We start from the raw sequence: 23198 nt of genomic DNA on the forward strand, positions 1-23198 counted from the left end.
GTTATTGCAGGGGGATCTTGGCCACAGCCGCCAGCCGCTTCCAGCGCACGATCTCGTCTTTCTGGTACTGCAGCATTTCCGCCGGCGAAGACAGGATCAGCTTCGTCGACTGGCGCGTGTAGTACTCGCGCACGTCGGGCGCGTTGCCGGCCTGCGTGAACAGGTCCTGCAGGCGCTTCACCACCGCGGGCGGGGTCTTGGCGGAAATCGCCGCGGCCACCCAGTTGTAGGCCAGGAAATCGGGCAGGCCGGCCTCGACGATCGACGGCACGTCCGGCAACAGCGGCGAGCGCTGCGGCGCGGTATAGGCCAGCGCGCGGATCTTGCCGCCGCGCACCAGTTCGATCGCGCCGGTGGCATCGACCACGGCAAAGTCCACGTTGGCCGCCATCACGCCGTTGATCGCATCGCCCGCGCCCTTGTACGGCACCGGCGTGGTCTTGATCTTCGCCAGTTCGTTGAGCCATTCGCTGTACAGCGTGTACGAGATCGAGCCCGTGCCGTAGTTGAGCGCACCGGGCCGCTTGCGGGCGCCTTCCAGCAATTCCGCCAGCGTGCGGTAGGGCGAGCCGACCGGCACGATGACCACGCACGGCCCACGCGACAGCAGCGTGATCGGCGCGAAATCCGTCAGCGGGTCATACGGCAGCTTGCGGAAGGTGGCGGCGTTGGTCGACAGCGTGGAGTTGCTGCCGATGAACACCGTGTAGCCGTCCGCCGGCGCGTTCAGCGCGGTCTGCACGCCGATAAAGCCGTTGCCGCCCGGCTTGTTCTCGACCACCACGCCGTGACCGGTCAGCTCGCCGATCTTCTTGGCGAACATGCGCGCGGTGGTGTCGGTGCCGCTGCCGGCCGGGAACGGCACGATGAAGCGCATGGGGCGCGAGGGGAAGGCATCTTCGGCGGCAAGCGCCGGCAGCGGTGCGATGCCGGCTGCCAGTGCCGCGGCGGCGAGCCCGAGGAAGCGGCGGCGCGAACGGTAAGGCTGTTGCATGGTGTCTCCTTTCGGTCGGAAAAGCCCGGCGTGTTCTCCGCCGGTGCAAGCGGTCGGTCAGACTCAGCGGCGCAGGCCGAGCAGGTCGCGCGCGATCACCCAGCGGTGCACTTCGCTGGGCCCTTCGTAGATGCGCATCAGGCGGGTCTCGTTGGCCATTTGCTGCAGCGGCAGTTCCTTGGTCATGCCCATCGCGCCAAAGGTCTGCATCGCCTGGTCGATCACTTCCCACGCCATTTCGGTGGCGAAGACCTTGATCATCGAGACCTGCGTGCGCGCCTCTTCGCCGGCATCGATGCGGCTGGCGGCTTCGTAGGTCATCAGGCGGCAGGCGTGGATGCGGGTGGCGGCATCGGCCACCCACCATTGGATCGCCTGCCGCTGTGCCAGCGGGGCGCCGAAGGTCTGCCGTTGGGGCGCGTACTCGCAGATCATGTCGAGCGCGCGCTGCGCCCGGCCGATGCACCACGCGGCCATCTGCACGCGGCGCGTGGACAGGCGCGCCTGCATCGGCGCGAAGCCCTGGCCTTCGGTGCCAAGCAACTGCGTGGCGGGGATGCGGCAGTCTTCCAGCACGACTTCATAGGTGGAATGGCCGCCGATCATCGGGATGCGACGCTCAACGCGCAGGCCGGGCGTGCCGCGCTCGACGATAAAGGCCGAGATGCCGCCGCGCGCCCCCCTGGCCTTGTCGGTCACGGCCATCACGATGGTCCAGTCGGCGCGCGCCGCTCGGCTGATCCAGATCTTGCGGCCGTTCAGCACCCAGTGGTCGCCGTCCCGTTCGGCGCGCGTGGTCATCATGGCGGGGTCGCCGCCGGCGCCGGGCTCGGAAATGGCGATGGCCGATACCGTTTCGCCGCGCGCATACGGGTCCAGGTAGCGCTCGCGCTGGGCGTCGTTCGCGGTCAGCATCAGCATGCGCAGGTTGGGCGAATCCGGCGGCAGGTCGTAGGGCGTGATGGTCTTGCCGAGTTCCTCGTTGACGCCGACCATCGCCACCACGGGCAGGTCGGCGCCGCCCATCTCGGTGGGCGCATCCAGTCCCCACAGGCCAAGCTCGCGCGACAGGCCATCAAGGCGCGCGTGTTCCTCCGGCAGCAGCGCGTGCTGCCCGCCCCCGGCTTCGCGGGCCAGCACCGCCGGCTCGAGCGGGATCAGCTGCTCGCGCACGAAGCGCGCGACCAGGTCCTTGAGCATGCGGTGTTCTTCATCGAGCTGGAAATTCATGCGTGTCTCCTTGTTATTCCTGGGCGCCGGCGGGTGTGCCAGCCCGCGCTGCGGGCGGGGTGATGCCGGCTTCCTGCAAGACTTCGGCGGTGTGTTCGCCCAGCGCCGGCGCATGCCGGCGCAACGACAGCGGCGTGGCCGAGAAGCGCGCGGCCGGGCGCACTTCGCGCAACGGGCCTTCGGTGGGGTGCTGCGTGGCCTGGAACAGGCCCACGGCGCGCAGGTGCGGATGGTCGACCAGCGCATCGAGGCCGTAGATCGGCGTGGCGGGGATGTCGAGGGCTTCGAAGAGCGCCATCCATTCGTCGGTGCTGCGCTCCGGCGTCACCTCGGCGAGATGGCCGTACAGCGCGCGGATATTGGCATTGCGCTGCGCGCGGTCGCCGACTTCGTAGCGGTCGGCAAGATCGTCGCGGCCGACGGCGCGGAAGAAGGCATGCCAGTGGCGCTCGGTATAGGGCAGCGCGCAGATCCAGCCGTCGCGCGTCGGCGCGGGGCGGCGGCCGCCCTGCAGCAGCCGCGCATAGCCCGCGCCGGCGGGAGCGGGCTCGAAGGTCAGGCCGCCCAGGTGCTCGGTCATCACGAAGGCGGCCATCGTCTCCAGCATCGGCACTTCGACCGACTGGCCCACGCCATGGCGCTCGCGGTGCAGCAGCGCGGCCAGCACGGCATTGGCCAGCGCCAGCCCGGTGGTCTTGTCGGCGATCAGGCTGGGCACGTATTCCGGCCGCTCGCCATTGCCGGCACCCAGCGCCACCAGTCCGCAGCCGGCCTGGATGATGTCGTCGAAGGCGGGCTTGTCGCGGTGCGGGCCGTCCTGGCCAAAGCCGGTCGCCACGCAGTACACGATGCGCGGATTGATGCGAGCGACCGCCTCGTAGCCAAAGCCCAGCCGCTCGATCGCCGCCACGCGCATGTTGTGCACCAGCACGTCGGCGCCGGCGATCAGCGCGCGCAGCGCTTCGGCGCCCTCGGGGGTCTTCAGGTCGAGCACGACCGAGCGCTTGTTGCGGTTGAGCGCCAGGTAGATCGAGCTCATGCCGGCGTGCTGCGACACGCCGTTGGCGCGCATCAGGTCGCCTTCCGGTCCCTCGATCTTGATCACGTCGGCGCCAAAATCGGCCAGCACCTGCGTGGCCAGCGGGCCTAGCACGACCGCGGTGAGGTCCAGCACGCGGATGCCGTCGAGCGGGCCGGCGGGCGCATGGGTGTGTTGTTCAGCCACGGCTGGCTCCTTAGCGGCGGTGAAACACCGGCGTGCGGCGCTCGGCCATCGCGGCCACGCCTTCGCGGAAGTCTTCGCTGCGGAACTGCCCGCGCTGGATTGCCAGCTCGCGCTGGTTGACCTCCGCGATCCGGTCCGCCAGTCCTTCGCGCAGTGTGGCCCGCGTGGTCTCCACCGCCAGCGGCGCGGAATGAGCGATCTCCTGCGCCAGCGCCATGGCACGGTCGTTGACTTCGGCCTTGGCCACCAGTTCGTCGGCCAGGCCGATGGCGACGGCGTCGGTGCCGGAAATGCGGCGGCCGGTGTAGAAGAGCAGCGCGGCCTGCTGCTCGCCGACCAGCCGCGGCAGCGTCACGCTGAGGCCGAAGCCAGGGTGGAAGCCGAGCCGGTTGAAGTTGGCGCTGAAGCGCGCCTCGGCGCAGGTCACGCGGAAGTCGGCCACCAGTGCCAGGCCCAGCCCGGCGCCGACGGCGGCGCCTTCCACCGCGGCGACGATGGGCTTGCGGTTGCGGTAGAGCTTCATCGCATGCACGTAGAAGCCAGCCGGGTCGTTGGCGACTTCGCCCTGGCCAGCGCCGCTGAAGTCTGCGCCCGCACAGAAGGCGCTGACTCCGGAGGCCAGCACGATGGCGCGGCAGCCCGGATCGTCGTCCAGGGCCAGAAGGGTATCCGCGAGCCGGCGCATCCCCTCGGCATCGACAAAGTTGTGCGGCGGACGGGACAGCACGATGCGGGCGACGTGGCCGTCGCGGCTGAGCTGGATATCGGCGGCGGATGACATGCGGGGCGCTCCTCTGAAGTGTGGGCCGGCGCAGGGCCGGTGGTGCACACAGTATTCGCGCTGCGGCGCCTCGCCGCTATACTCGGATTTCGCTTACTGAAATTATGTGGAGATGGCCCATCCAGCACCCGAAGCGCCCGAAGCGGTGTCGACGCGCCGCGTCACGCACCAGACCGGCCGCTTCACCCGCGACACCGCCGGCAGCCAGTCGCTGGAACGGGGGCTGGTACTGCTGCGCGCTTTCCGCGTCGGGACCACCAGCCTGACCAATGCCGAACTGGCGGCGCGCACCGGCCTGCCGCGGCCGACCGTCAGCCGGCTGACGCGCTCGCTGGTGGATGCCAGCTTCCTGCGCTACGACGTCAACGAGCGCGCCTACCGGCTCGCGCCGGTGGTGCTGAGCCTGGCCGATGCCTTCCGCCACGCCAACCGCGCCGCGGATATCGCGTTGCCGCTGATGCGCAAGGTGGCGGAGGCCGACAAGGTCAATGTGGGATTGGCGGTGGGCGACAAGCTCGACATGGTGTACCTGGCCTCGATCCGGCACAGCCGCGACAGCGTTTCGCGCACGCGGCGCGTGGTGCCGGGCACGCGCGTGCCGATGGAGCTGACATCGATTGGGCTGGCATGGATGGGGGCGCAGCCGGACAGCGTGCGGGAAGACCTGCTGGCAGGCATTGCGGCGCGTCAGGCAGGGGCCTGGCCGGCGATGCGCGCACGCGTGCTGCGGGCGATCAGGCAATCGCAGCAGCGCGGCTTCTGTACGGCCGCCTACCAGCAAGGGCACCTGCTGGCGGTGGGCGCGGCGTTCTGTGGCCCCGACCAGCAGCTCTATGGCCTGAACATCAGCTTCCCGTATTCAGCCAGCGAGCGCAGGCGCGACAACGCCCGCTATGCGGCCAAGCTGGCGCGGCTGATGGACGATATCCAGTCGGCGTGGCAGCGCGCCGGCGGCGGCTAGCGCCAGCTAGCGCCGGTCAGTACACCGGCGCCATGCCGGCTGGCCGGTTCTTGAAGCGGCGGTGGACCCAGTAGTACTGCTCTGGCATGGTCGTGATCTGCTTTTCCAGGAAGGCATTCATGCGGCGCGAATCCTCCTCCACAGAGCCGGACGGAAAGCCTTCCAGCGGCTCGAACACGCGCAGGCGATAGCCCCGGTAGCCGGGCAGCACTTCGGTGGTAAACGGCACCACGCGCGCGCCTGTCATGCTGGCCAGCCGCGAGGCCGACGTCAGCGTGCACGCCGGCACGCCGAAGAACGGCACGAACACCGAATCGGGCAGGCCGAAGTCCATGTCCGCGGCCAGCATCACCGGGCAGCCGGCGCGCAGCGTTCGCACCACCTGCTTGCCGCTGCCGCTGCGCGGGATCATCTCGGCGCCAAAGCGCCCGCGCTGGGTGCGCGAGATCTCTTCGAGCATCGGGCTCGACATCTTGGTGTACAGCGATGCGACCGGGTGGCGGATCGAATAGAACATGCAGCCGGCTTCGATGGCGACGAAGTGGAAACCCAGGAAGATGGTGGGTTGCTCGGCGCAGGTTGCCAGGTCGATGCGGCTGTCCAATTCGATCAGCTTCTCCAGCCGCTCTGCATCGCCAAACCATTGCACGCCGCGCTCCAGGTAGCTGCGCATGACATGGCCGAAATGGCGCCGTGCCAGCTGATGCCGGGCGGCTTCATCCATGTCCGGGAAGCACAGGGCCAGGTTGGTCAGCACGATCCGGCGCCGGCGGCTGGGAATCTGGTACAGGAGCTTGCCGATGCCGTCTCCCAGGCGCGCGGTCACGCCATAAGGCAGCGCGGCAAATAGCTTGAAGACAGCGACGACGAGTGCGGCCCAGAGCCGTTGGGTCATGAGGATCCTGTGGAGCGGTGGCGGCAGCGCGGCGTCCCGGCGCGCGGCTGCACAGCGATGATTGGGCGCCACGACGGGTGGCGGACGAGGGCGGGCGGGGCGCGCGCGGTCGGCAAGAGCGATGGCTGGCGGCCCGGGACGTCAATGGGCAACGCCTGGCGCGCACGGTGTGCGCGTCGGAAATGTCGCGCCTGGGCGATAGCGCACAGTTGCGCAGGCCCGGGGCGAGCGCGCACTGTAGCACGTTGCGGCACGCTGGCTTGTACCGAGGTGTTACAACGTCGACAAGTGCCCGCCGCGCAACGCGCACACTTGCGTGACACAAGTCTTAACGGCTGCGCCGGCGCATGGCTGAAGTGCTGCGCCCCCTCAGCGCTTCAGTTCGCCCAGGTAATAGTTGATTTCAGCCAGCAGGGTGTCGTGGAAATCGGCCGGCAGGCCCCGGTCGTCAGTCAGCGCCAGCAACTGGTCGACGCGGACGCGGAAGCGCCGTTCCACCCCGGCCTGAGCCGCCGGCGGCAGCCCGGCAGCCAGGGCGCCTAGCAGCTCCCGTATCACCAGCAGGCGCGCGCCATACTGCACCATGGCATCGCCCTGGGTCTTGAGGCTGGTGGCCAGCGGATCCGGGCAGACCGGCGCGGCGGGCGCGGTGACGGCAGGCGCGGGGGGCATGGCATGCGCCGGCGCCAGGCGGTTTGCATCGTTGGCGGCCTGGGCTGGCGCCGCGGCGCCGAGTATGCGGGACAGCAGGTTGATCCTGAACATCGGCGGGGCTCCCCGAAGACAATCGTGAAGACCGCGTGCAAGCGCGCGGCTGGCCGGTCTGGCTGACTCGCCTATCTTGGGAGGCCGCGGCAGCGCTGACAGTGCGGCAGGAGACAATGCCTGCCACCAACGCGCTCAGGCCACCGTGCGCGCGGCCGCCTTGCGGCCCTTGCCGGCCCGCGCGGGGGGCATGCACAGGCCGCAAACGTAGTGCCGGCGCCGGCCATTGGCGAGGACCACGTAGTTGCCTGCGCAGCGCCGGCAGCGCGCCAGCTGCAGCATGCCGTTCTCGTGGAAGCGCACCAGCGTCCAGGCGCGCGTAAAGCTGAGTTCCGCGGTTTCGCCGGTGACGGACAGTTGCTCCCGGTAGACGCGGTAGCCCGACAGTACCGCGTGGATACCCGCCAGCCCGCCGGCGTCGCGCATGAAGCGGTAGGCATTGAGCAGCATCGACGCATGCGCATTGGGCCGCCACCTTACGAACCAGTCGGTCGAAAAGGGCAGCATGCCCTTTGGTGGCGATACCCCGCGCAGTTCCTTGTACAGCCGGACCAGCCGCCCGCGCGGCAATGTCAGCGCCGATTCCAGCACCTGCAGGCGCGCGCCCAGCCCGATCAGTTCGATCGCCAGCTGGGTTTGCTCCACGTCATGCAGCACGCTCTTGCCGGAGGGCGGTGGGGCGGCAGTGCGCAAATTCATCGCTTCCTGAGTTGTCTCGCTAAATTGCGATGGATTTTATGTAGCTTCGCTCAGTTGTAACTCTGATATGCATCAAGAGGCGCTTTTGGATCGGGCGTGTAGGAGAAGTGCCCACACGCTATAGGACGGACGCCGATTTTGCCCGGGTACCCATGCGCTACGCTTCAAGAACACGTAAACGACTCAGGGAGAGCGACCCATGGCTGCGAACTTCCTCATCAGGCAGACGCCCCAAGGCTGGGAACTGACTGTCGAAAGTGCACGCAAGGGCCTGGTTCATTGCGAGGATCGGGATGTCGCCGTCAATATCGGCAAAGCCGCGGCAAAGCGGTGTGGCGTCGGGCTGATCATGCAGGACGACCAGAACGGCGGCGAATCCACGCTGGGCTTTGCGGAGTCACTCGCCGCCTGAGGCGAGGCTTCATCGGGGATCCGTGCCGGACCTCGGACGGACCTTTGAGTCTCCCAGGCATCGCAAGGATGCCTTACAACGGCGGGCGCTTTTTACAGGGCGCCCGCCGTTGTGTTGTCTTGCGCCGGCGTGAACTGCAAGCCGCGTGCGGCGGCGCGAGATGCCCGCCACAGTGGTACGGAACTTGCGCCCTCTGGCAAGCGGTGCGTTGCGGCTGCATGCGGTGCCGCAGTTCCCTTTCAAGTTCCGATCGGCAGGAGACCAACCATGCATCCATTCCGGAATCAAGGCAGCGGCTCGTGGTGGCGCGACGAAGAGGCGCCGCACGGTGAACGCTCTGACGACCCGCGCGGCTATGGCGAAGGACGCTATGGGCAGTCGGGCGGACCGGCCCGCGACTACGGCGAGGGGCGATACGAAGGCCGCCAGCGCCACGAAGACGACTTGCGCGGGCAAGGCTATTACGGCAGCCGCCAGGGCGGTGGCGATTGGCAGCGTTCCGGCAAGCGCGCGCCGTGGGACGACGACGAAGCGTGGCGCGGCAGCGGCTCGGACCAGGGCGGCAACGTGCGTGACGAGTGGGGCGAAAGCCGCCGCGGCGGCCAGGCCATGACCGGCCGCGACGGCGGCATGAGCTCGCGCCGAAGCGGATATGAACAGGGCTATGGCACTTCCGATTACGCCTCACCGGGCGCGCAGACGCGCCGGGCGCGCAGCGCGTCGTCGTCCACCTCTTCCTATGGCTTGGAGAGCGGCTGGGACGAGGACGACGCCGGCCGGACCGGCATGTCCGAGCGGCCGGGTTCGGCCGGGCGCAGCGCCGGCGATTTCGGTACACGTGGCCCGGGCGGAGGCAGGTACGGCCAGCCGTTGCGTGGGCGCGACCGCGTCGGCCCGAAGGGCTACCAGCGCAGCGACGAGCGTATCCGCGAAGAAATCTGCGAGCGCCTGGCCCATGCGCGCCATGTTGACGTGCAGGACGTTGAGGTCGATGTGGAGGGTGGCGTCGTGCGGCTGAGCGGCAACGTGCGCGATCGCCGCGAGAAATACTGCATCGAAGACATCGCCGATGACGTGTTTGGCGTACGCGAGGTCCACAACGGGATCCGGATGGGCGCGGCCGGACCCTTCGGCGTCTCGGGCATTTCCGAGGGTGTAGGGGATACGCGGCGCACCGGCTCCGCCGCGGGCGGGCGCGGCCATGTCAGCGGCGTCAGCAGCGCGGGCAGCGCGACCGGGTCGACCGCCAGCAGCTATGGCGGCGGCATGGAGGCGGGCAGTGGCGGCCCGGGTGCCGGCCGGGACAGCACCGGCGGCACGACGCGCATCTGACTACCCGTGCCATGAGGTGGGAAGGGGGGCAGCGCCGCTGGCGCGGCCCCTCTGCCGCCAGGGTCAGGCGTCGCGGCGCCTTTCTTCAGGTGGCTCCTCCGGCGGCAATCGATCGTCTGCCTCGCTGCTCGGCTGCGCCATGCGGCGATGCTGCTCGGCCAGCACGTCGGCCGGCGTGACCATGGCAATCGCCGCACGCAGCTTGTTCTGCCACCCGGTAATGACCTCGCCTTCGCCACGCATCATCGCATCGAAGCCACTGCGTGCGACATCTGCCGGATCGGCCTTCTTCTGCTGGCCGATCCTGGTGTCGAGCAGGTCGGCCCGCTCGAAGAACTCGGTCTCCGTCGCGCCGGGCATCAGGCAGGTCACGGTGACGCCGCTGCCCTGCAATTCGTGCCGCAGCGCGTACGAAAATGAATCCAGGAACGCCTTGGTGGCGTTGTACACCGCCTGGTAGGTGCCGGGCATGAAGCCGGCGATCGAGCCCGTGATCAGGATGCGTCCGCTGCGCTGCTCGCGCATGCGCTGGCCCACGCGGTGCAACAGGTGGACCGTACCCGTCACGTTGGTTTCCACTACGCGCTGGATCTCGGCAAAGTCCTGGTCCAGGAACGCGTGGCCGAGGCCGCGGCCGGCATTGGCGCAGAGCACGTCGACCCGGCGGCTGTCGACGGCCGCGCATAACTGCTCTACGCCGGCCGGCGTGGAGAGATCAGCCACCATCGCCTCCACCTGGGCACCCTCGTCGCGCAGTTGCGCGGCGGCAACTTCGATCTGCGGCTCATCGGCGGCGATGACGAGGTCGTAGCCGTGCTGCACGCAGCAGCGCGCCAGCTCGTAGCCAATGCCTGACGAGGCGCCGGTGACCACGGCAAGCAGGCCGGTGCGGGCCGGGGATGGAGCAGGAGTATCAGCCACGATGGCCTCCGGGGACGGGCAGCGGAGGACATTCTTACCGCCACGTTGTAAGGTTTAGCGACACATGGCGCCAGCCGGGATCAGCCCACGCGCCGCCAGGCATGCAGGCCAAACCAGACGCCCAGCAGTGCCACGATCGTCGCCAGCAGCGCCAGCGCCGCGCATGCCGCCGGGGCGAGCGAGCCGAACCAGGCAAAGGCATCGGTACGCCGCCACAGCACCCAGGCGAGCGTGGCCGCCATCAGTACCAGGGCGGTCTGCGTCAGCGCCTCGACCACGCGCATGGGGCCGCGGGCGGTGCTGTCCAGCGGATCGCGGCGGGCTTCCGCGGCAGTGACTTCGGGATCTTCCATGGCGTGGCGCTCAGGTACGCTAGGCGGATGCCATGTCGGTGCAAATCCCGTACCCGGACGGAAGCCAGGCTGGCACAGGCTCCAGGCCGGTCAGAACACGCCCAGCGCCAGCCCCGCCGCCAGGCCCTCGCCCAGCGCCGCGCAGCGCGCCAGCTCGTCCGCTTCGATCCGCTTGGGCGCAAGGATGCGTTCCGGCGTCTGCGCATGCGTGCAGACAATCAGGCCGGGCGCAACGGGATTGAGGCGCCAGCCGGTGGCGATGCGCTCGATCTGGCGCAGCGCGTTCTGGCCGTCGCTGCCGGCGCAGATCATGGTGGCGTAGGGGCGGCCGTTGATGCGGTCCAGCGCGGGGTAATAGCAGCGGTCGAAGAAGTCCTTCATCATCCCCGCGATGGCGGCGAGGTTTTCCGGCGTGGCGAACAGGTAGCCGTCGGCGGACAGCACATCGTCCGGGCCGGCTTCGGCCGCACGCTTGAGCACGACCGCGACCCCTTCCTGCGTGCGCGCGGCCGCTGCGGCGGCCTCGGCCATCTGGCGGGTACCTCCGGTCATGGTGTGGTAGACGATCAACAGCGTTTTCATGCTTGCGGGCAGGTCAGGATGCGCGGGTCACTGTAGCACGCCGGGCGCCAGTGGCGACCTGGGAACTTTTACAACGCGCCGGCGGACTGACCGGCAGGGTGCCGGCGTTAAAATGTGGCGCCCGTGCAGTATTTGCCCCCCGGTCCAGGAGTCTCCAAGATGCTTTCGCCGCGCTCGTCGCTTTCCCCGCGTTCCCTGTCCGCCGCGCTCGTGCTGCTGTTGTCGCTTGGCTGCGCGGCGACCGTGCAAGCCGCGCAGGCCGGGAATGAGGCGCCAAAGCCGCGCGGGCGCGACGAGGCCCCCGAAGCCCCGATCGCCTGCATGAAGGCGGTCAAGGCCGCGCTGCCCAACCCCGGCAGCTTCAAGTGGGTCAGTGGCAAGACCCGCAAGGTCGCGGAAGACGCCTACAGCGTGGTGGGCGATGTCGAGTACCTCGCGCAGGATGGCGCGGTGCGCAAGGCCAAGGTCCAGTGCGACGTCATGCGCGCGCCAGGCAACCAGTTCGTGGTGCCCAAGGTGCGGCTGCCGCAGTAAGTCCTGCCAGCCCGGCCGGGAAGCCGGGCACTGCCGCCCTGCGCGGCGTACCGCAAAGAAATGTGGACGCTGTCCATTTGCTTTGCTAATCTATGTGTACGGCATCCACAAACGCCCGTGCCGGGCGTGGTGGCCGCAAACGCTAGGAGACCCTGAATGAAGACCGAAGCACAGAAGGAACATCGCTGGCTGCAACGGCTGGTGGGCGAATGGATGGCCGAAGGCGAGGCCGTGATGGGACCGGATCAGCCTGTGCAGAAGTGGCAGATCCCCGAGCGCGTGACCGGTATTGGCGAGCTTTGGGTACAGGGCACGGCGCAGGGCGACATGCCCGGCTGCGGCCCCGCCACCACCGTGATGACGCTGGGCTACGACCCGGTGCGCAAGCATTTTGTCGGTACCTTTATCGGCTCGATGATGACCCACCTGTGGGTCTACGAGGGCGACCTCGATGCCGGCGGCCAGCAACTGACGCTGCGCGCCGAGGGACCTGACTGTTCGGGCAATGGCCGCACGGTCCAGTACCGCGATGTGATCGCCTTCAAGGATGACAACGAACGGACGCTGACGTCGTTCATGCAGGGCGAGAACGGCGAGTGGACCGAGATCATGAAGGCCACTTACCGCCGCAAGCGCTAGCGCAACGCCCGTTCCTGACGCTCAGGTGCGCTCGCCCGCCGCGTGGGCGACGCGCGCCATCCGGCGCCCCGGACCGCCTGGTCCGCGATGCTGGTCGTCGTGCTGGCTGTCCTGGTTTCCGTCCAGTTGGCTGCCTGCTTCGCTGCCTGCCTGGCTGCCCGGTTGGATGCCTGGTTGGATGCCTGGCTGGCTGTCCTGCTGATTCACTGGCCGGTGCCGTGCCGCCTTGCGGCGTTCGGCATTGCGCCGGCGCCGGCGCCGCAGCAACAGCAGCAGCGATGCCGGCAGCAACAGCACCAGCGCCAGCAGGACAAAAGTCGCCAGCCCCGGGTTGCGCGCCGCGGCGGCAACGCGGTCGACCAGGAAGGCCGAGATTGCGATGCCCGGAAGCATCCCCAGCGCCGTGCCCACCAGGCAGTCGCGCAGGCTGATGCGCGAGGCGCCGACTACCAGGTTGACCAGCGAGAACGGTGCGATCGGCACCAGTCGCAGCACCACCATCGCCAGCACGCCGTGCCTGCCCAACTGGTGGCTGACCCGGTTCAGCCGCCGGCCGCCGAAACGGCGTACGGTATTGCGGCCGAGCAGGCGGCCCGCCAGGTAGCCCGCGCCGGTGCTCAGCAGGGTGCCGCCCAGCGCCAGCGCGGCGCCGTAGAGCGGCCCGAACACCACCACGGTCACGAGGATCAGCAGCGTCACCGGCAGCATGGTCACGGCCCCGGCGAGGTATACCCCCATCATCGCCAGTGGCGCCATGGGCATATCGTCCAGGCGCTCGACCACGCCCAGCAGTGCGCGGAAATCCGCCCATTCGCGCAGCGGCGTATAGCGCCAGGCGAAGGCCAGCCCCGCCAGCGCCAGCGCCAGGGCCACCATCACGCCAACACGGCCCATCACGCGCGGGCGCGCTTCGTGGCTGACGAACTCGGCCAGTACCTGGTCGCTGTCGATGGGCTCGATCGGGTCGAGCAGGTGGTCGGCCGGGGAGGCGGCATCGAGGTCGTCCGGCAACACCGGCGCGTAGTCCTCGAGCGTGCGGCCATCGCTACGCTGCAACGCGCGGATGGCCGCCAGCAGGCTGCGCGTTTCGGCCACCTTGGCCTGGAATGCCTCGGGCGCGACGTCCAGGTGCTCGCCCAGCAGACGGGCCCGCATGGCGGAAATGGCCTCGCGCACGCGCGGGTCGCCGCCCGAGGTCACCACCACGTTGCACTCGGTGTCGAGTCCCAGCGAACGGTTGCTGAGATTGGATGAGCCGATGGTCAGGAAATCGTCGTCGATCACCGTGACCTTGCTGTGGATGTTGACGCATTCCGGCAGCAGCCCGGGGATCGTCGGGCAATAAAGGTGGAAGCGGTCGCCGCTATCCGCCGCGCGCAGGCGCCGGTACAGGCGCGCGCGCAGCACGCCCATGCTGTGCGCCTCCAGCCAGCCGCTTTCGTTGCGCCGCGATACCAGAACGATATCCGGGCCGTCCTCGCGCCCCAGCCGTCCGGCCAGCGCCTTGGCGATCACGCCCGAGCTGAAGTACTGGTTTTCCATGTAGATGCTGTGCCGGGCCGAGGCGATAGCGTCGCGCATCAGCATGCGGATTTCGCTCACGCCTTGCTCGTCCTCGCACACCGGCATGGTGCGGGCGATGCCGACGCGCACGTCGGTCAGTTCCGGCGCCAGGCTGGGCGGCCAGGGATCCGAAGATGTTGCCGCCGGCGGACGCGGCCTGCGGCCCGTCGCGCGCAGCCAGCGCCCCGCGCACAGGATGGCGAGCGCGGCGGCGGCCCGGCCATCGAGCGCGCACTGGACATCATGGAAAGGCGGATAGGACTTGCCTTCGGCAACGCGCAGCGGCGCGCCTGGCGCGTGGCTGTTGTCGTCCCAGCGGCGCAGCGTCAGGTCCAGCCCGCCAACGAAAGCGACCTTGCTGTCGATCACCACCACCTTCTGGTGGTGCGAGGCGCCCGGGGGATGGTTGCCGTCGAGGCGGAACGACAGGTGTCGGTGCGCCTGCCAGTGCGCGCTGGCCGACGGCAGCCATTCGCGCTCCATCGCCATCACCATGGCGTAGTCCCAGCTCAGAATGTAGATACGCAGTTCGGGACGGCGGTCGGCCAGCGTGCAGAGGAAGTCGCGCAGCCCTTCGGGCAGGCCGTCCTGCGCACCTGCGGGCACGAGTTCCATGCGGCTGTCGATGTCCCAGCCCAGGATAAAGATGGTGTTCTCGGCGCGCGGCAACGCTTCGCGCAGCGCACGGAAATAGGCGTCGCCGTCGACGAGCATGGCAAAGCGCTGGCAATGCTCGACCCGCCAGCAGTTGCGCCCCGGTTCCAGCGTAAAGGGGGGCGGTTCCTGCAGTTCACGCGGGGTGTCCGGCGTTGGCTGCGTCGGGGTGCCAGGCGGATTCGATGGACTCATGTCGCGCGCTCAAGGGGATAAGCCTCAAGCGTCGCGCAAGTTCCATACCGGAGCGCAGGGTCGGGAGGCGCCAGACCGTTGCCGCCATGGGAAAGGCGCGCCACGGATTGACGGGGGGGGGGCGCGCTGCTGCCTTTGTAAGAACCGCACGGCCGGCGCATGTGGCGCCGGCAATTCTTACGATACGTGGCGGCGCGCCGGGCGGGCGATGCCCCAGGCGTCCAGCAGCGGCTGGAAATGGGGCGTGTTGTCGCGTGTGGCCGGCGTGACCTTGCGCGGCGGCGGCAACGGCCTGCCGGTCAGTACCAGCAAGCTGTCGGCCTGGGCGGCTACGTCTGGCTCGCCCGCGTAAGAGACGACGCCCATCTGGCGGGCCGATTTCAGGGCGCGGGTCAGTTCCGCGGCGCTAAGACGGCTGGCGGCGGCAAGCCGGTGCCGGGGCATTGGCCCCTTGACACGCAGGCAGCTCATCAGCGCCAGCACGCATTCCCGGGTGGTTCGATCCATGTCGCTGCGTCAGAGGATGGGAGCACCTGCCTGACCCTTTCGGGCCATCAGGATGCGGGAATCCATTCTTTCGCAGGGGTCATATCTTTGCCAACCCGATATGACACTTGTTCACATTCTGAGGCGCTTCGTGGGAAGGCCTTTAAAGCATGGGAAGGCCTCAGTGCCGGGTTTGCGGGTTGCCGTACGGAAACCGCTGGTCCGGGCCGCCGGCCACCCCGGCGCCGGCGTTCTGGCGGCGCCATCTGCGGGCCTGCCTGGCATGCACGTCGGTAGCCAGTTCGTGCAGTTCGGCGATCCTGGCCTCGAGCGGGTCGGTATAGATGTCGAGAGGACGGTACCTGAGGATTCGGGACATGACGGGTCTCTGTAAGTGCCTGGTCTTAGTATTGGCACTGAAGCCGTCAATTGCATGCAGCGATTTCCGCGCCGTTGATCTGACTCAATGTTGATTGCGCAATGAACTATTGCAGGCTGGCGCAAAATGCCGGGTGCGGGCCGCGTATCCGGCCCGCCGTACCGGATTCAATGCCCCAGTCGGGACATGGCCCTGGGATCGCGGCAGTAAATCCTGCGCTCGCGCACCAGGCCGTCGCGCCCATGGATGCACAGCGACACGCCGTCCTGGCGCGCCCGCATCCAGCCTGCGGCGATGGCGGCTTCCTGGGTGGGAAAGTGCAGCGCCGTGGCTTCCTCGTCATCGCCCATGCCATCCATGCCTTGAATGGTCAGGGCCCATTCGCCTTCGCGGGCGGCATTGTCGTTGTCGGTGGCGGCAGGAAGCACGTGGATGCTGCGTGACGTCATGGCGGTCTCCCGGGAAGTGGACAGGTGTGGACCTACATTTCTAAGCGAAGCCTCGCCGCGCGGGTATCGGTCGCTGTCCTACAACCGCGCCGGCATGTCGCGCCGTCGGCTGACAACGGGGTAGGACGAAGGCCGACTTTTCGCGCGGTTGGCGGTTGCTACGATCCAATTGCCGGTTGGGCATGAAGCTGCCCGGTCAAGCCATCCCGAGCTATTCCATCCTGGCGGCGCATGCCGCTTCCACACGAAGCAAGGAGATCGTCATGAGAAAGCTATTCGCACTGTTTGCCCTCGCTGGCGTGATGCTGGTCACGGGCTGCAACACCATGGCCGGTGCAGGCAAGGATATCGAACGCGGCGGCGAGAAGGTGCAAGGCGCGGCGGAAAACACCAAGCAGAAAATGTAATTCGCCTGCCGATCGCAGGTTCAGAGGCCAACGGCCCGTGCTCCAGGCACGGGCCGTTTTCGTTCGCAGGGAATTCCTGGGGGCGTTTAGTGCGCGGCCGTGACCGCCACGCGTTCTTCGTCGGTGCGGCTGCGGCGCCAGCTTGCCGGAGGCAGGCCGAACTCGCGCTTGAAGGCGCGGCTGAACGCCGCCTCGGAGTCATAGCCGACCGCCCCGGCGATCTCGCCGATCGAGCGGTTGCCGCTGCGCAGTTCGGCCGCCGCGGTGCGCAGGCGCCAGTGCGCCAGGTACTGCATCGGCGGCTGCCCGAGCAGGTCGGTAAAGCGCTGCGCCAGCGCCGAGCGCGACAGCCCGACGTTGCCGGCCAGTTCATCCACTGTCCACGGATAGGCCGGGCGCGCATGCATGCGCGACAGCGCACGCCCCACGTAACGATCGCGCAGCGCGGCGAGCCAGCCGCTTTCGTTGTCCGGCAACGTGTCGATGCAGCGCCGCACTGCTTGCACGAACAGCAGTTCAGACAGCTTGGCCAGCACCGTGGCGGTGCCCGCTCGCGGCTCGGCGGCTTCCGAGGTGGCGAAGGCCAGCGCGGTGGCAAGCCACGCCGATTCGATGCCGTTGTCGAGTCCCACCTTGAACAGGCGCGGCAGCGAGGTCAGCAGCGGGTTGCCCATGGTGTCGTCGAACCCGAGGAAGCCGCACACCATGCGCGTGGTCTCGCCACCGCCGCCATACGACACGCGCATGACTTCGCCCGGGCTGTTGCGCAGCATGTCCGCGACCAGCGGCGCGGACTGCACCGGCTGCAGGTGCAGGTCGCTGCCCAGCACGTGCGGCTCGCCTTGCGGCACCACCAGCAGCTCGCCGGACTCGACGCGCACGCCTGGCCCCGTGCTTCCGACAAGACGGGCCCAGCACACGCCTTCGGTAATCAGGTGGTAGGAAACGACGCGATCGGTGCCGGGGAGGAAGGCCGCGCGCAATTCAGCATCCGCTTCAGACACCAGGCACCACGGCGACTTGAATTCGCCGTTGAGGAAGACCGCGCCGCTCAGTTGCACGGCGCGCAGCAGGTCGGACAAGGCATCCATGGTCACTTTCCTCCAGATCCGGTGTTTCGCGCAAGAAAGCCGGACGCCCGATCATACGGGCAAGGGGACCGGGCTCCGATACTAGCACCGTGCTACGGGCCGGACAACGGCAGCCGGGCACGGATCAGACAAGCCGGAGACAACACCATGGAAACAGTTACCGCCCCCGATGCCAGCGCAGGTGCGCAGGCCGACTGGCTCGCACTTGCCGCGGCGCTGGGCCGCACCTTCGACACCCGCGCCCCTGAGATCGACGCGAGCGGGCAGTTCGTCAGCGCCAACTACGACGACCTGCGCGCGCACCGATTCTTTGCCGCCGCCGTGCCGCAGGAGCTGGGCGGTGCCGGCCTGTCGCACCAGGAGCTTGGCACCGTGCTGCGGGAGCTGGGCAAGTACTGCGGATCGACCGCGCTGGCCTTTGCCATGCACACGCACCCGGTGGCCACGGCGGCATGGCGCTGGCGCAACCAGAAGGCGCCGGTGGAAGGGCTGCTCAAGCGCGTGGCGGGCGAGCAGATGGTGTTGCTGGGCAGCGGTGGCTCGGACTGGCTGCAGGGCAGCGGCAAGGCCACGCGCGTCGATGGCGGTTTCCGCGTGGACGGGCGCAAGATCTTCGCCAGCGGCGCGCCGGTGGCGGACCTGTTCATGACCTGCGCGGTGTATGACGACCCCGAAGCCGGGCCCACGGTGCTGCATTTCGCATTGCCCATGAAGAGCCCCGGTGTGAGTGTGATGTCGAACTGGCACACGCTGGGCATGCGCGGCACGGGCTCGCACGATGTGCTGCTCGAAGGCGTGCTGGTGCCCGACACCGCCGTTGCCGCGCGCCGTCCGCAAGGCATGTGGCATCCGATGATGCATACCGTCTCGATGATTGCGCTGCCGCTGATCTATGCGGTCTACGTAGGCATTGCCGAAGCGGCGCGCGACATTGCCCTGCAACTGGCGCGGCAGCGGCGCCTGAACGCGCATGCGGTGGAAGCGGCCGGCCGCCTTTGCAACGAAGCGGAAGCCGCGGGCATGGCGCTGGACACGATGTTCGACGCGGCATCGGGGCAGGCGCCGGGGGCGGTGACCACCAACCGCATCATGTGCGGGCGCACGCTGGCGGCGCGCGCGGTGCTGGCGACCGTGGAAGCGGCCATGGATCTGGCCGGCGGTGCCGGCTTCTATCGCGACGCCGGGCTGGAGCGCCGCTTCCGCGATGCGCAGGGCGCGCGTTTTCATCCGTTGCAGGCCGGTGCCCAGCAGGAGTACGCGGGACGCATGGCGCTGGGCCTGGATATTGATGCGCCTCCCGGCGAGGTGCGGCAGGCCGCGCAATGATGCCCGCACTGGCCCCGCTGCCGTATGCCACCGAGGCCTGCAACGACAGCGGCTGCGATGACTTGGGCGGGGCCTCCGGCGGCATGGGCCACGACCCCCGGGCACGGCGCGCGCTGCGCGACGCGCTCGGGCAGTTCGCCACCGGCGTGACGGTGGTGACCGCCGCGGATGCGGAGGGCCGGCCGGTGGGCGTGACGATCAACGCCTTCACTTCCGTATCGCTCGCGCCGCCGCTGCTGCTGTGGTGCCTGGCGCGCGCTTCCGGCAGCCTGCCGGCGCTGCGCGCCGCGCCCTGTCATGCGATCAACGTGCTCGGCAGCGGGCAGCTGGCCCTGTGCCGGCGCTTTGCCGAGCGCGACATCGACCGCTTTGCCGACGTCGACTGCAGCCCCGGTCCGTGCGGCACGGTGTTGCTCGCCGGCGCGCTGGCGACGTTCATCTGCCGGCATCGCTCGGTGCGCTCCCTCGGCGACCACGTGGTGTTCGTGGTCGAGGTAGTGGCCTATGGCACCGCGCCGGGTGCGCCGCTGGTGTTCCATGGCGGCGGTTTCGGCGAAGGAATGGCGCGCATCGACGCCGGCGCGGCATAGTGTCCTGTCCCGCAAGTAGCTCACCCTGAAATCGCCCAGTTGTCCGCCATGCGTCGTTGCTCGTCGTTGCCATAGCTACGGCTATGGCGCCTCCTCGCGCCTAGCCTGACGGCCAACTGGACGATTTCAGTTTGGCAAGCTATTTCCGGAACAGGACACTAGCGCAGCACCCGCGCTCCGCGGGCCTTGCCGGCGATCACCAGCGAGATCCCGCCGAGCACGGCCACCGCGCTGACGGCGAGCCGCAGCGTCAGCGTTTCATCCAGCAGCACGATGCCGCCTGCCGCGGCGATGATCGGCACGCTCAGCTGTACCGTTGCGGCGGTGGCCGCGCGCAGGCGCGGCACCACCGCATACCAGACCACGTAGCCAAGCCCGGACGTCACCGCGCCGGACAGCAGCGCGTACACCAGGCCCGCCTGGTCCAGCGAACGCTGCGCCTGCATCACCGCGGCCAGCGCCAGCGCCAGCGGTACTGCGCGCAGGAAATTGCCGGCCGTGGTCGTTACCGGATCGGCATTGCGCCGGCCGTGCAGCGAATAGATGCCCCAGGCGACGCCAGCCAGGATCATCAGCAGCGACGAAAACAGCGGCGGCGTGGCCAGCCCCGGCAGCAGCAGCCACACCAGCCCGGCAAGCGCGAGCGCCAGGCCGATCCATTGCTGCATGCGCAGCGACTCACCGGCCGCCAGCCCGTAGCCCGTCATGGTGGCCTGCACGGCAGCGAACAGCAGCAGCGCGCCGGTGCCGGCGCCCAGGCGCAGGTACGCGAACGAAAACGCCGCGGCATAGCAGAACAGCGCCAGCGCGGAGACCCAGTTGCCAGCCAGCGGCGGAAACCGTGCCTCCGTGTCCGCTCGCAGCAGGCGGTGCTGCACCACCACGATGATCCACAGCACCGCGGCCGCCGCGGCGACGCGCGCCAGCGTAAAGCTGCCAGCATCGATGGTGGTGCCTTCCAGCGCCATCCGGCATAGCAGGGAATTGCCGGCAAAAGCCAGCATGGCCAGTGTGGTCAGCAGGACGGTGTTCGCACTCGGCACGCGGGCCAGGGGGGTATGCATGCTCGGCATAGCGGCCGGCGCTCAGGCCGCCGGCGGCGTGTCGCCGATGGCGAACGACGACAGGTGCTCGATCGCCCGCACCAGCGCGGAATGGTCCCAGCCGCTTCCACCAAGGCCGTCGCAGACATTGAACAGCTGCTGGCACGACGCAGTATTCGGCAGGCCCACGCCCAGCTGGCGCGCGGTCGACAGCGCCAGTTCCAGGTCCTTCTGGTGCAAGGCGATGCGGAAGCCCGGATCGAAAGTCCGCTTGATCATGCGTTCGCCATGGACCTCGAGGATGCGCGAACTGGCAAAGCCGCCCAACAGTGCCTCGCGCACGCGCGCGGGATCGGCGCCGGCGCGCGCGGCCAGCACCAGTGCCTCGCCGACGGCCTCGATGGTCAGGGCCACGATCACCTGGTTGGCCACCTTGGCCACCTGGCCCGCGCCGACTTCGCCTACGCGCACGATGTTCTTGCCCATCAACTGCAGCAGGGGCAGCACGCGGTCGAATACCTCCTGCCTGCCGCCGGCCATGATCGACAGCGTGCCGGCCTTGGCGCCAACTTCGCCACCGGACACCGGCGCATCGACATAGTCCACGCCCAGCGCCTCGATGCAGCGCGCGAACTCGCGCGTGGCGATCGGCGAGATCGAACTCATGTCGATCACCGTGACGCCGCCCGCGGTCTCGGCAAGTCCGTCGGCGACGCCTTCCTTGCCGAACAGCACCTGCTCTACATCCGGTGTGTCGGGCAGCATCAGGATAATGGTTTCCGATTGCCGCGCCAGTTCCTCGGCGCTGCTGCAGGCATGCACGCCCGCGTCCAGCAGGGCCTGCGGCACGCCGCTGCGGGTATGGGCGAACACGGTATGCCCGCCGTCGACGATGTGCTGCGCCATGGGCTTGCCCATCACGCCAAGCCCGATAAAACCGATCTTGCTCATGACAGTGTCCGGTGGTTGCGTCGGAGCGCCGCGCTTGGGCGGTCGCATAACTCTGATCATAGTCAGTCGCACGCTGACATGGCTGCGGACAGGTGCGCCGGCCGGACCAAAGAAAAAGCCCCGCGCCAGTGCTGGCAACGGGGCTATCGCCCGTTGGTGCGCCGCGCCGGCGAACTCAGCGGAATGCGGCGTCCTTGGCCGAATCGCCCGGACGCTGGCCCAGGATCTCGCGGATGCGGGCCAGGTACTGGTCGCCAACGGTCCGGTGCATGCGCGTGGCCTCGGCGGCGAACTGGCGCCGGCTGGGCGGCCGGATGCCCAGGCTGCGGCAGATCGTCGACAGATAGGGCTTGCGCTCTCGTCCCAGGCGCAGCGCCACTGTTTGCAGCGCGGCATCGCCGATGCGCCCGCGCAGCCAGGCCAGCACCTGGCGGTCGTAGTCGTTTTGCACGCGGATCAGGTGTTCCATGGCCAGACTCCTACTGTTCATCCATACAGTTACTGTAAATATATACAGTATTCTCAGGGATGCAAGAAAAGTCTTGTCGGGTGACACAATTGGTGCGACTGGCGACACAATTCGTGGAAAACCGTGACAGAAAAATTGGAAGTTTGCGCTGGCGCCGGCGAACTGGTGTCGGCTTACCGTTGAACCTTCTTCACGGTTGCATGAACTGTCTAGATCGGCACTTGGGGTATCTCGCTATTTCCAATGGGATGCGCTCCCATGCGGGCGCACTCTGGGTCACGAAACACCTTCTTCAGGTCATCACTCGCCGGCTCAGGCCAACTGGGCCGAAAGCCAAATGTTGAGATTCACGCAACGTTGAACTTTGTTCACTCAACTCTGAACCGGCCAGCCAAACACCAAATCCATATTCCCCTTACTAAACAATTGGTTACAGCCGTCTCAACTATGGGACTGCCGGTCAATGAGGAAGCGCCGCAGCCTACGCAAGGCTATCGAATTCGGCGTTCCAGATTACGTGGGCACAACGACCAAGGCCCAAGGCTACGACGTTCGCGCGCCATCACCGGCCCGACGCCGATTGCCAGAGAAACGGGGTTGCATACTGAAATGATGGTTAGCGCACACTCTTCAAGCGTCACCCCCTAAGTTGTTCGACCTGACCGCAACCGGCTTGTCGCCAGGCCGATTTTGCTCTGACCCAAGCCGGTGTAAGGGCCTCCATGCTTAGAAAAATCGGCGGACATCCATGGGTGGAGCGACCGCGGCACCGTCGCGCGAGAAGTACGGGGTAGACACATGCCTCGCTAGGGGGGATCGTCGCCAGTAGGCAACATGCAACATAATGGTCACATGTTAAACGGGCCGGAGCTGTCAAGCTCCTTTCGACGATTAGTGTCACCAGGCTGGTGGCAGAAGGCAAAGAAGAAGATGGGGCAAATCCAGCCTATTCTGCATCTCGTTGATTACCACTCCTATCGCATCCTCGATGAATACGGCAGCAAGGTCGTCAACCCAAACTTCACCCGTGAATGCGGGCGGATTTGGATCTGAAGAAGGAGACAGAACGGGGGCACGCAGAGGCCGTGCGCGCTTTTGCACAAAAGGCCGAGGCCACTCTGAAGACGTACAACGTGCCTCCCGCATGGAGCGGCCCCCTGAATCGCCGGACACAGTCCCCCACTTACAATAGCGGGTAGGCATACGACTGTGTTTATGACTAAAACGAAGCAGGAATTGGTGGAAGTGTTGACGGGGCCGGAGCGCCGGCGG

Annotated in this window: 26 protein-coding genes; 8 read left to right on the top strand and 18 right to left on the bottom strand. The window is 67.9% G+C overall.

Going from position 1 to position 23198, the window contains the following annotated elements; all coding sequences use genetic code 11:
• Position 1: 1 nt before the first annotated feature.
• From VSR71_RS15985 to VSR71_RS16000, 4 genes are all read right to left on the bottom strand, one after another.
• Entirely contained in the window at positions 2-994 is a 993-nt protein-coding gene (locus VSR71_RS15985) for a tripartite tricarboxylate transporter substrate binding protein (protein WP_342914828.1), read from the bottom strand.
• 63 nt (positions 995-1057) lie between these two features.
• On the bottom strand, positions 1058-2224 hold the full coding sequence (locus VSR71_RS15990) for an acyl-CoA dehydrogenase (RefSeq protein WP_342914829.1): 1167 nt from the start codon (positions 2222-2224) through the stop codon (positions 1058-1060).
• A gap of 13 nt (positions 2225-2237) precedes the next feature.
• Positions 2238-3449, bottom strand: coding sequence for a CoA transferase (locus VSR71_RS15995; RefSeq protein WP_342914830.1), 1212 nt, complete (start codon positions 3447-3449; stop codon positions 2238-2240).
• Positions 3450-3459: 10 nt separating this feature from the next.
• The gene (locus VSR71_RS16000) at positions 3460-4230 is read right to left on the bottom strand and encodes an enoyl-CoA hydratase/isomerase family protein (RefSeq protein ID WP_342914831.1); all 771 of its coding nucleotides are present in this window, start codon (positions 4228-4230) and stop codon (positions 3460-3462) included.
• Between the two features lie 112 nt (positions 4231-4342).
• Between VSR71_RS16000 and VSR71_RS16005 the strand changes: the two genes are divergently transcribed.
• The gene (locus tag VSR71_RS16005; protein WP_342914832.1) at positions 4343-5191 is read left to right on the top strand and encodes an IclR family transcriptional regulator; all 849 of its coding nucleotides are present in this window, start codon (positions 4343-4345) and stop codon (positions 5189-5191) included.
• A gap of 16 nt (positions 5192-5207) precedes the next feature.
• On the opposite strand, the gene VSR71_RS16010 is transcribed toward VSR71_RS16005, so the two are convergent.
• From VSR71_RS16010 to flhC, 3 genes are all read right to left on the bottom strand, one after another.
• Positions 5208-6086, bottom strand: a complete 879-nt coding sequence (locus VSR71_RS16010) for a lipid A biosynthesis lauroyl acyltransferase (protein WP_342914833.1) — start codon at positions 6084-6086, stop codon at positions 5208-5210.
• A 369-nt stretch (positions 6087-6455) separates the two neighbouring features.
• On the bottom strand, positions 6456-6851 hold the full coding sequence (locus VSR71_RS16015; RefSeq protein WP_342914834.1) for a hypothetical protein: 396 nt from the start codon (positions 6849-6851) through the stop codon (positions 6456-6458).
• 135 nt (positions 6852-6986) lie between these two features.
• Positions 6987-7550 carry a flagellar transcriptional regulator FlhC gene (gene flhC, locus VSR71_RS16020; RefSeq protein WP_342914835.1) on the bottom strand — a complete coding sequence of 188 codons (564 nt, stop codon included), beginning with the start codon at positions 7548-7550 and terminating at the stop codon, positions 6987-6989.
• A 199-nt stretch (positions 7551-7749) separates the two neighbouring features.
• Here flhC and VSR71_RS16025 point away from each other — a divergent pair, with 199 nt between their 5' ends.
• Together VSR71_RS16025 and VSR71_RS16030 are read left to right on the top strand one after the other, a co-directional pair.
• Positions 7750-7962 carry a hypothetical protein gene (locus VSR71_RS16025; RefSeq protein WP_342914836.1) on the top strand — a complete coding sequence of 71 codons (213 nt, stop codon included), beginning with the start codon at positions 7750-7752 and terminating at the stop codon, positions 7960-7962.
• Between the two features lie 267 nt (positions 7963-8229).
• On the top strand, positions 8230-9294 hold the full coding sequence (locus tag VSR71_RS16030; RefSeq protein ID WP_342914837.1) for a BON domain-containing protein: 1065 nt from the start codon (positions 8230-8232) through the stop codon (positions 9292-9294).
• A gap of 63 nt (positions 9295-9357) precedes the next feature.
• On the opposite strand, the gene VSR71_RS16035 is transcribed toward VSR71_RS16030, so the two are convergent.
• From VSR71_RS16035 to VSR71_RS16045, 3 genes are all read right to left on the bottom strand, one after another.
• Positions 9358-10215 carry an SDR family NAD(P)-dependent oxidoreductase gene (locus VSR71_RS16035; protein ID WP_342914838.1) on the bottom strand — a complete coding sequence of 286 codons (858 nt, stop codon included), beginning with the start codon at positions 10213-10215 and terminating at the stop codon, positions 9358-9360.
• A gap of 80 nt (positions 10216-10295) precedes the next feature.
• A complete protein-coding gene (locus VSR71_RS16040) occupies positions 10296-10568 on the bottom strand; it encodes a hypothetical protein (RefSeq protein WP_209757891.1) in 273 nt (90 codons plus the stop codon).
• Between the two features lie 90 nt (positions 10569-10658).
• Positions 10659-11150 carry a flavodoxin family protein gene (locus VSR71_RS16045; protein WP_342914839.1) on the bottom strand — a complete coding sequence of 164 codons (492 nt, stop codon included), beginning with the start codon at positions 11148-11150 and terminating at the stop codon, positions 10659-10661.
• Between the two features lie 159 nt (positions 11151-11309).
• Here VSR71_RS16045 and VSR71_RS16050 point away from each other — a divergent pair, with 159 nt between their 5' ends.
• Together VSR71_RS16050 and VSR71_RS16055 are read left to right on the top strand one after the other, a co-directional pair.
• A complete protein-coding gene (locus VSR71_RS16050; RefSeq protein ID WP_342914840.1) occupies positions 11310-11684 on the top strand; it encodes a DUF2880 domain-containing protein in 375 nt (124 codons plus the stop codon).
• Between the two features lie 156 nt (positions 11685-11840).
• A complete protein-coding gene (locus VSR71_RS16055; RefSeq protein ID WP_342914841.1) occupies positions 11841-12323 on the top strand; it encodes a DUF1579 domain-containing protein in 483 nt (160 codons plus the stop codon).
• Positions 12324-12344: 21 nt separating this feature from the next.
• Here VSR71_RS16055 and VSR71_RS16060 read toward each other — a convergent pair whose 3' ends face one another.
• The 4 genes from VSR71_RS16060 to VSR71_RS16075 all read right to left on the bottom strand — a co-directional run bounded on the left by VSR71_RS16060 (position 12345) and on the right by VSR71_RS16075 (position 16049).
• Positions 12345-14735, bottom strand: coding sequence for a VTT domain-containing protein (locus VSR71_RS16060; protein ID WP_342914842.1), 2391 nt, complete (start codon positions 14733-14735; stop codon positions 12345-12347).
• 177 nt (positions 14736-14912) lie between these two features.
• On the bottom strand, positions 14913-15242 hold the full coding sequence (locus VSR71_RS16065) for a hypothetical protein (RefSeq protein ID WP_342914843.1): 330 nt from the start codon (positions 15240-15242) through the stop codon (positions 14913-14915).
• A gap of 160 nt (positions 15243-15402) precedes the next feature.
• A complete protein-coding gene (locus VSR71_RS16070; protein WP_342914844.1) occupies positions 15403-15600 on the bottom strand; it encodes a hypothetical protein in 198 nt (65 codons plus the stop codon).
• A gap of 167 nt (positions 15601-15767) precedes the next feature.
• On the bottom strand, positions 15768-16049 hold the full coding sequence (locus VSR71_RS16075) for a DUF2188 domain-containing protein (RefSeq protein ID WP_342914845.1): 282 nt from the start codon (positions 16047-16049) through the stop codon (positions 15768-15770).
• A 263-nt stretch (positions 16050-16312) separates the two neighbouring features.
• On the opposite strand from VSR71_RS16075, the gene VSR71_RS16080 reads away from it, so the two are divergent.
• Positions 16313-16456: an entericidin A/B family lipoprotein gene (locus VSR71_RS16080; protein ID WP_029044501.1), complete on the top strand. Its 144-nt coding sequence runs from the start codon at positions 16313-16315 to the stop codon at positions 16454-16456.
• Between the two features lie 86 nt (positions 16457-16542).
• Here VSR71_RS16080 and VSR71_RS16085 read toward each other — a convergent pair whose 3' ends face one another.
• The gene (locus VSR71_RS16085; protein WP_133095187.1) at positions 16543-17547 is read right to left on the bottom strand and encodes an AraC family transcriptional regulator; all 1005 of its coding nucleotides are present in this window, start codon (positions 17545-17547) and stop codon (positions 16543-16545) included.
• Positions 17548-17694: 147 nt separating this feature from the next.
• Between VSR71_RS16085 and VSR71_RS16090 the strand changes: the two genes are divergently transcribed.
• Positions 17695-18873 carry an acyl-CoA dehydrogenase family protein gene (locus VSR71_RS16090; protein WP_342914846.1) on the top strand — a complete coding sequence of 393 codons (1179 nt, stop codon included), beginning with the start codon at positions 17695-17697 and terminating at the stop codon, positions 18871-18873.
• On the top strand, positions 18870-19463 hold the full coding sequence (locus VSR71_RS16095) for a flavin reductase family protein (RefSeq protein WP_342914847.1): 594 nt from the start codon (positions 18870-18872) through the stop codon (positions 19461-19463). The genes VSR71_RS16090 and VSR71_RS16095 overlap by 4 nt, the downstream gene beginning before the upstream one ends.
• A gap of 158 nt (positions 19464-19621) precedes the next feature.
• On the opposite strand, the gene VSR71_RS16100 is transcribed toward VSR71_RS16095, so the two are convergent.
• The 3 genes from VSR71_RS16100 to VSR71_RS16110 form a co-directional block, all read right to left on the bottom strand.
• Positions 19622-20506 (bottom strand): DMT family transporter, encoded by an 885-nt coding sequence (locus tag VSR71_RS16100; protein ID WP_342914860.1) that lies wholly within the window; start codon positions 20504-20506, stop codon positions 19622-19624.
• A gap of 42 nt (positions 20507-20548) precedes the next feature.
• On the bottom strand, positions 20549-21457 hold the full coding sequence (locus VSR71_RS16105) for a 2-hydroxy-3-oxopropionate reductase (RefSeq protein ID WP_342914848.1): 909 nt from the start codon (positions 21455-21457) through the stop codon (positions 20549-20551).
• A gap of 175 nt (positions 21458-21632) precedes the next feature.
• Positions 21633-21926, bottom strand: coding sequence for a hypothetical protein (locus VSR71_RS16110; RefSeq protein WP_342914849.1), 294 nt, complete (start codon positions 21924-21926; stop codon positions 21633-21635).
• Between the last annotated feature and the right edge of the window lie 1272 nt (positions 21927-23198).

The sequence above is a fragment of the Cupriavidus oxalaticus genome, from assembly GCF_038900635.1.
Lineage (GTDB): Bacteria > Pseudomonadota > Gammaproteobacteria > Burkholderiales > Burkholderiaceae > Cupriavidus > Cupriavidus oxalaticus_B.

What these genes read in the sequence shown, in the direction of transcription:
- VSR71_RS16030 (WP_342914837.1), top strand. Translation starts at nt 8,230, where the DNA reads ATGCATCCATTCCGGAATCAAGGCAGCGGCTCGTGGTGGCGCGACGAA.
- VSR71_RS16055 (WP_342914841.1), top strand. Translation starts at nt 11,841, where the DNA reads ATGAAGACCGAAGCACAGAAGGAACATCGCTGGCTGCAACGGCTGGTG.
- VSR71_RS16050 (WP_342914840.1), top strand. Translation starts at nt 11,310, where the DNA reads ATGCTTTCGCCGCGCTCGTCGCTTTCCCCGCGTTCCCTGTCCGCCGCG.
- VSR71_RS16105 (WP_342914848.1), bottom strand. Translation starts at nt 21,457, where the DNA reads ATGAGCAAGATCGGTTTTATCGGGCTTGGCGTGATGGGCAAGCCCATG.
- VSR71_RS16065 (WP_342914843.1), bottom strand. Translation starts at nt 15,242, where the DNA reads ATGGATCGAACCACCCGGGAATGCGTGCTGGCGCTGATGAGCTGCCTG.
- VSR71_RS16085 (WP_133095187.1), bottom strand. Translation starts at nt 17,547, where the DNA reads ATGGATGCCTTGTCCGACCTGCTGCGCGCCGTGCAACTGAGCGGCGCG.
- VSR71_RS16000 (WP_342914831.1), bottom strand. Translation starts at nt 4,230, where the DNA reads ATGTCATCCGCCGCCGATATCCAGCTCAGCCGCGACGGCCACGTCGCC.
- VSR71_RS16040 (WP_209757891.1), bottom strand. Translation starts at nt 10,568, where the DNA reads ATGGAAGATCCCGAAGTCACTGCCGCGGAAGCCCGCCGCGATCCGCTG.
- flhC (WP_342914835.1), bottom strand. Translation starts at nt 7,550, where the DNA reads ATGAATTTGCGCACTGCCGCCCCACCGCCCTCCGGCAAGAGCGTGCTG.
- VSR71_RS16080 (WP_029044501.1), top strand. Translation starts at nt 16,313, where the DNA reads ATGAGAAAGCTATTCGCACTGTTTGCCCTCGCTGGCGTGATGCTGGTC.
- VSR71_RS16075 (WP_342914845.1), bottom strand. Translation starts at nt 16,049, where the DNA reads ATGACGTCACGCAGCATCCACGTGCTTCCTGCCGCCACCGACAACGAC.
- VSR71_RS16015 (WP_342914834.1), bottom strand. Translation starts at nt 6,851, where the DNA reads ATGTTCAGGATCAACCTGCTGTCCCGCATACTCGGCGCCGCGGCGCCA.
- VSR71_RS16025 (WP_342914836.1), top strand. Translation starts at nt 7,750, where the DNA reads ATGGCTGCGAACTTCCTCATCAGGCAGACGCCCCAAGGCTGGGAACTG.
- VSR71_RS15985 (WP_342914828.1), bottom strand. Translation starts at nt 994, where the DNA reads ATGCAACAGCCTTACCGTTCGCGCCGCCGCTTCCTCGGGCTCGCCGCC.
- VSR71_RS16005 (WP_342914832.1), top strand. Translation starts at nt 4,343, where the DNA reads ATGGCCCATCCAGCACCCGAAGCGCCCGAAGCGGTGTCGACGCGCCGC.
- VSR71_RS16070 (WP_342914844.1), bottom strand. Translation starts at nt 15,600, where the DNA reads ATGTCCCGAATCCTCAGGTACCGTCCTCTCGACATCTATACCGACCCG.
- VSR71_RS16095 (WP_342914847.1), top strand. Translation starts at nt 18,870, where the DNA reads ATGATGCCCGCACTGGCCCCGCTGCCGTATGCCACCGAGGCCTGCAAC.
- VSR71_RS16060 (WP_342914842.1), bottom strand. Translation starts at nt 14,735, where the DNA reads ATGAGTCCATCGAATCCGCCTGGCACCCCGACGCAGCCAACGCCGGAC.
- VSR71_RS16090 (WP_342914846.1), top strand. Translation starts at nt 17,695, where the DNA reads ATGGAAACAGTTACCGCCCCCGATGCCAGCGCAGGTGCGCAGGCCGAC.
- VSR71_RS16045 (WP_342914839.1), bottom strand. Translation starts at nt 11,150, where the DNA reads ATGAAAACGCTGTTGATCGTCTACCACACCATGACCGGAGGTACCCGC.
- VSR71_RS15990 (WP_342914829.1), bottom strand. Translation starts at nt 2,224, where the DNA reads ATGAATTTCCAGCTCGATGAAGAACACCGCATGCTCAAGGACCTGGTC.
- VSR71_RS16010 (WP_342914833.1), bottom strand. Translation starts at nt 6,086, where the DNA reads ATGACCCAACGGCTCTGGGCCGCACTCGTCGTCGCTGTCTTCAAGCTA.
- VSR71_RS16110 (WP_342914849.1), bottom strand. Translation starts at nt 21,926, where the DNA reads ATGGAACACCTGATCCGCGTGCAAAACGACTACGACCGCCAGGTGCTG.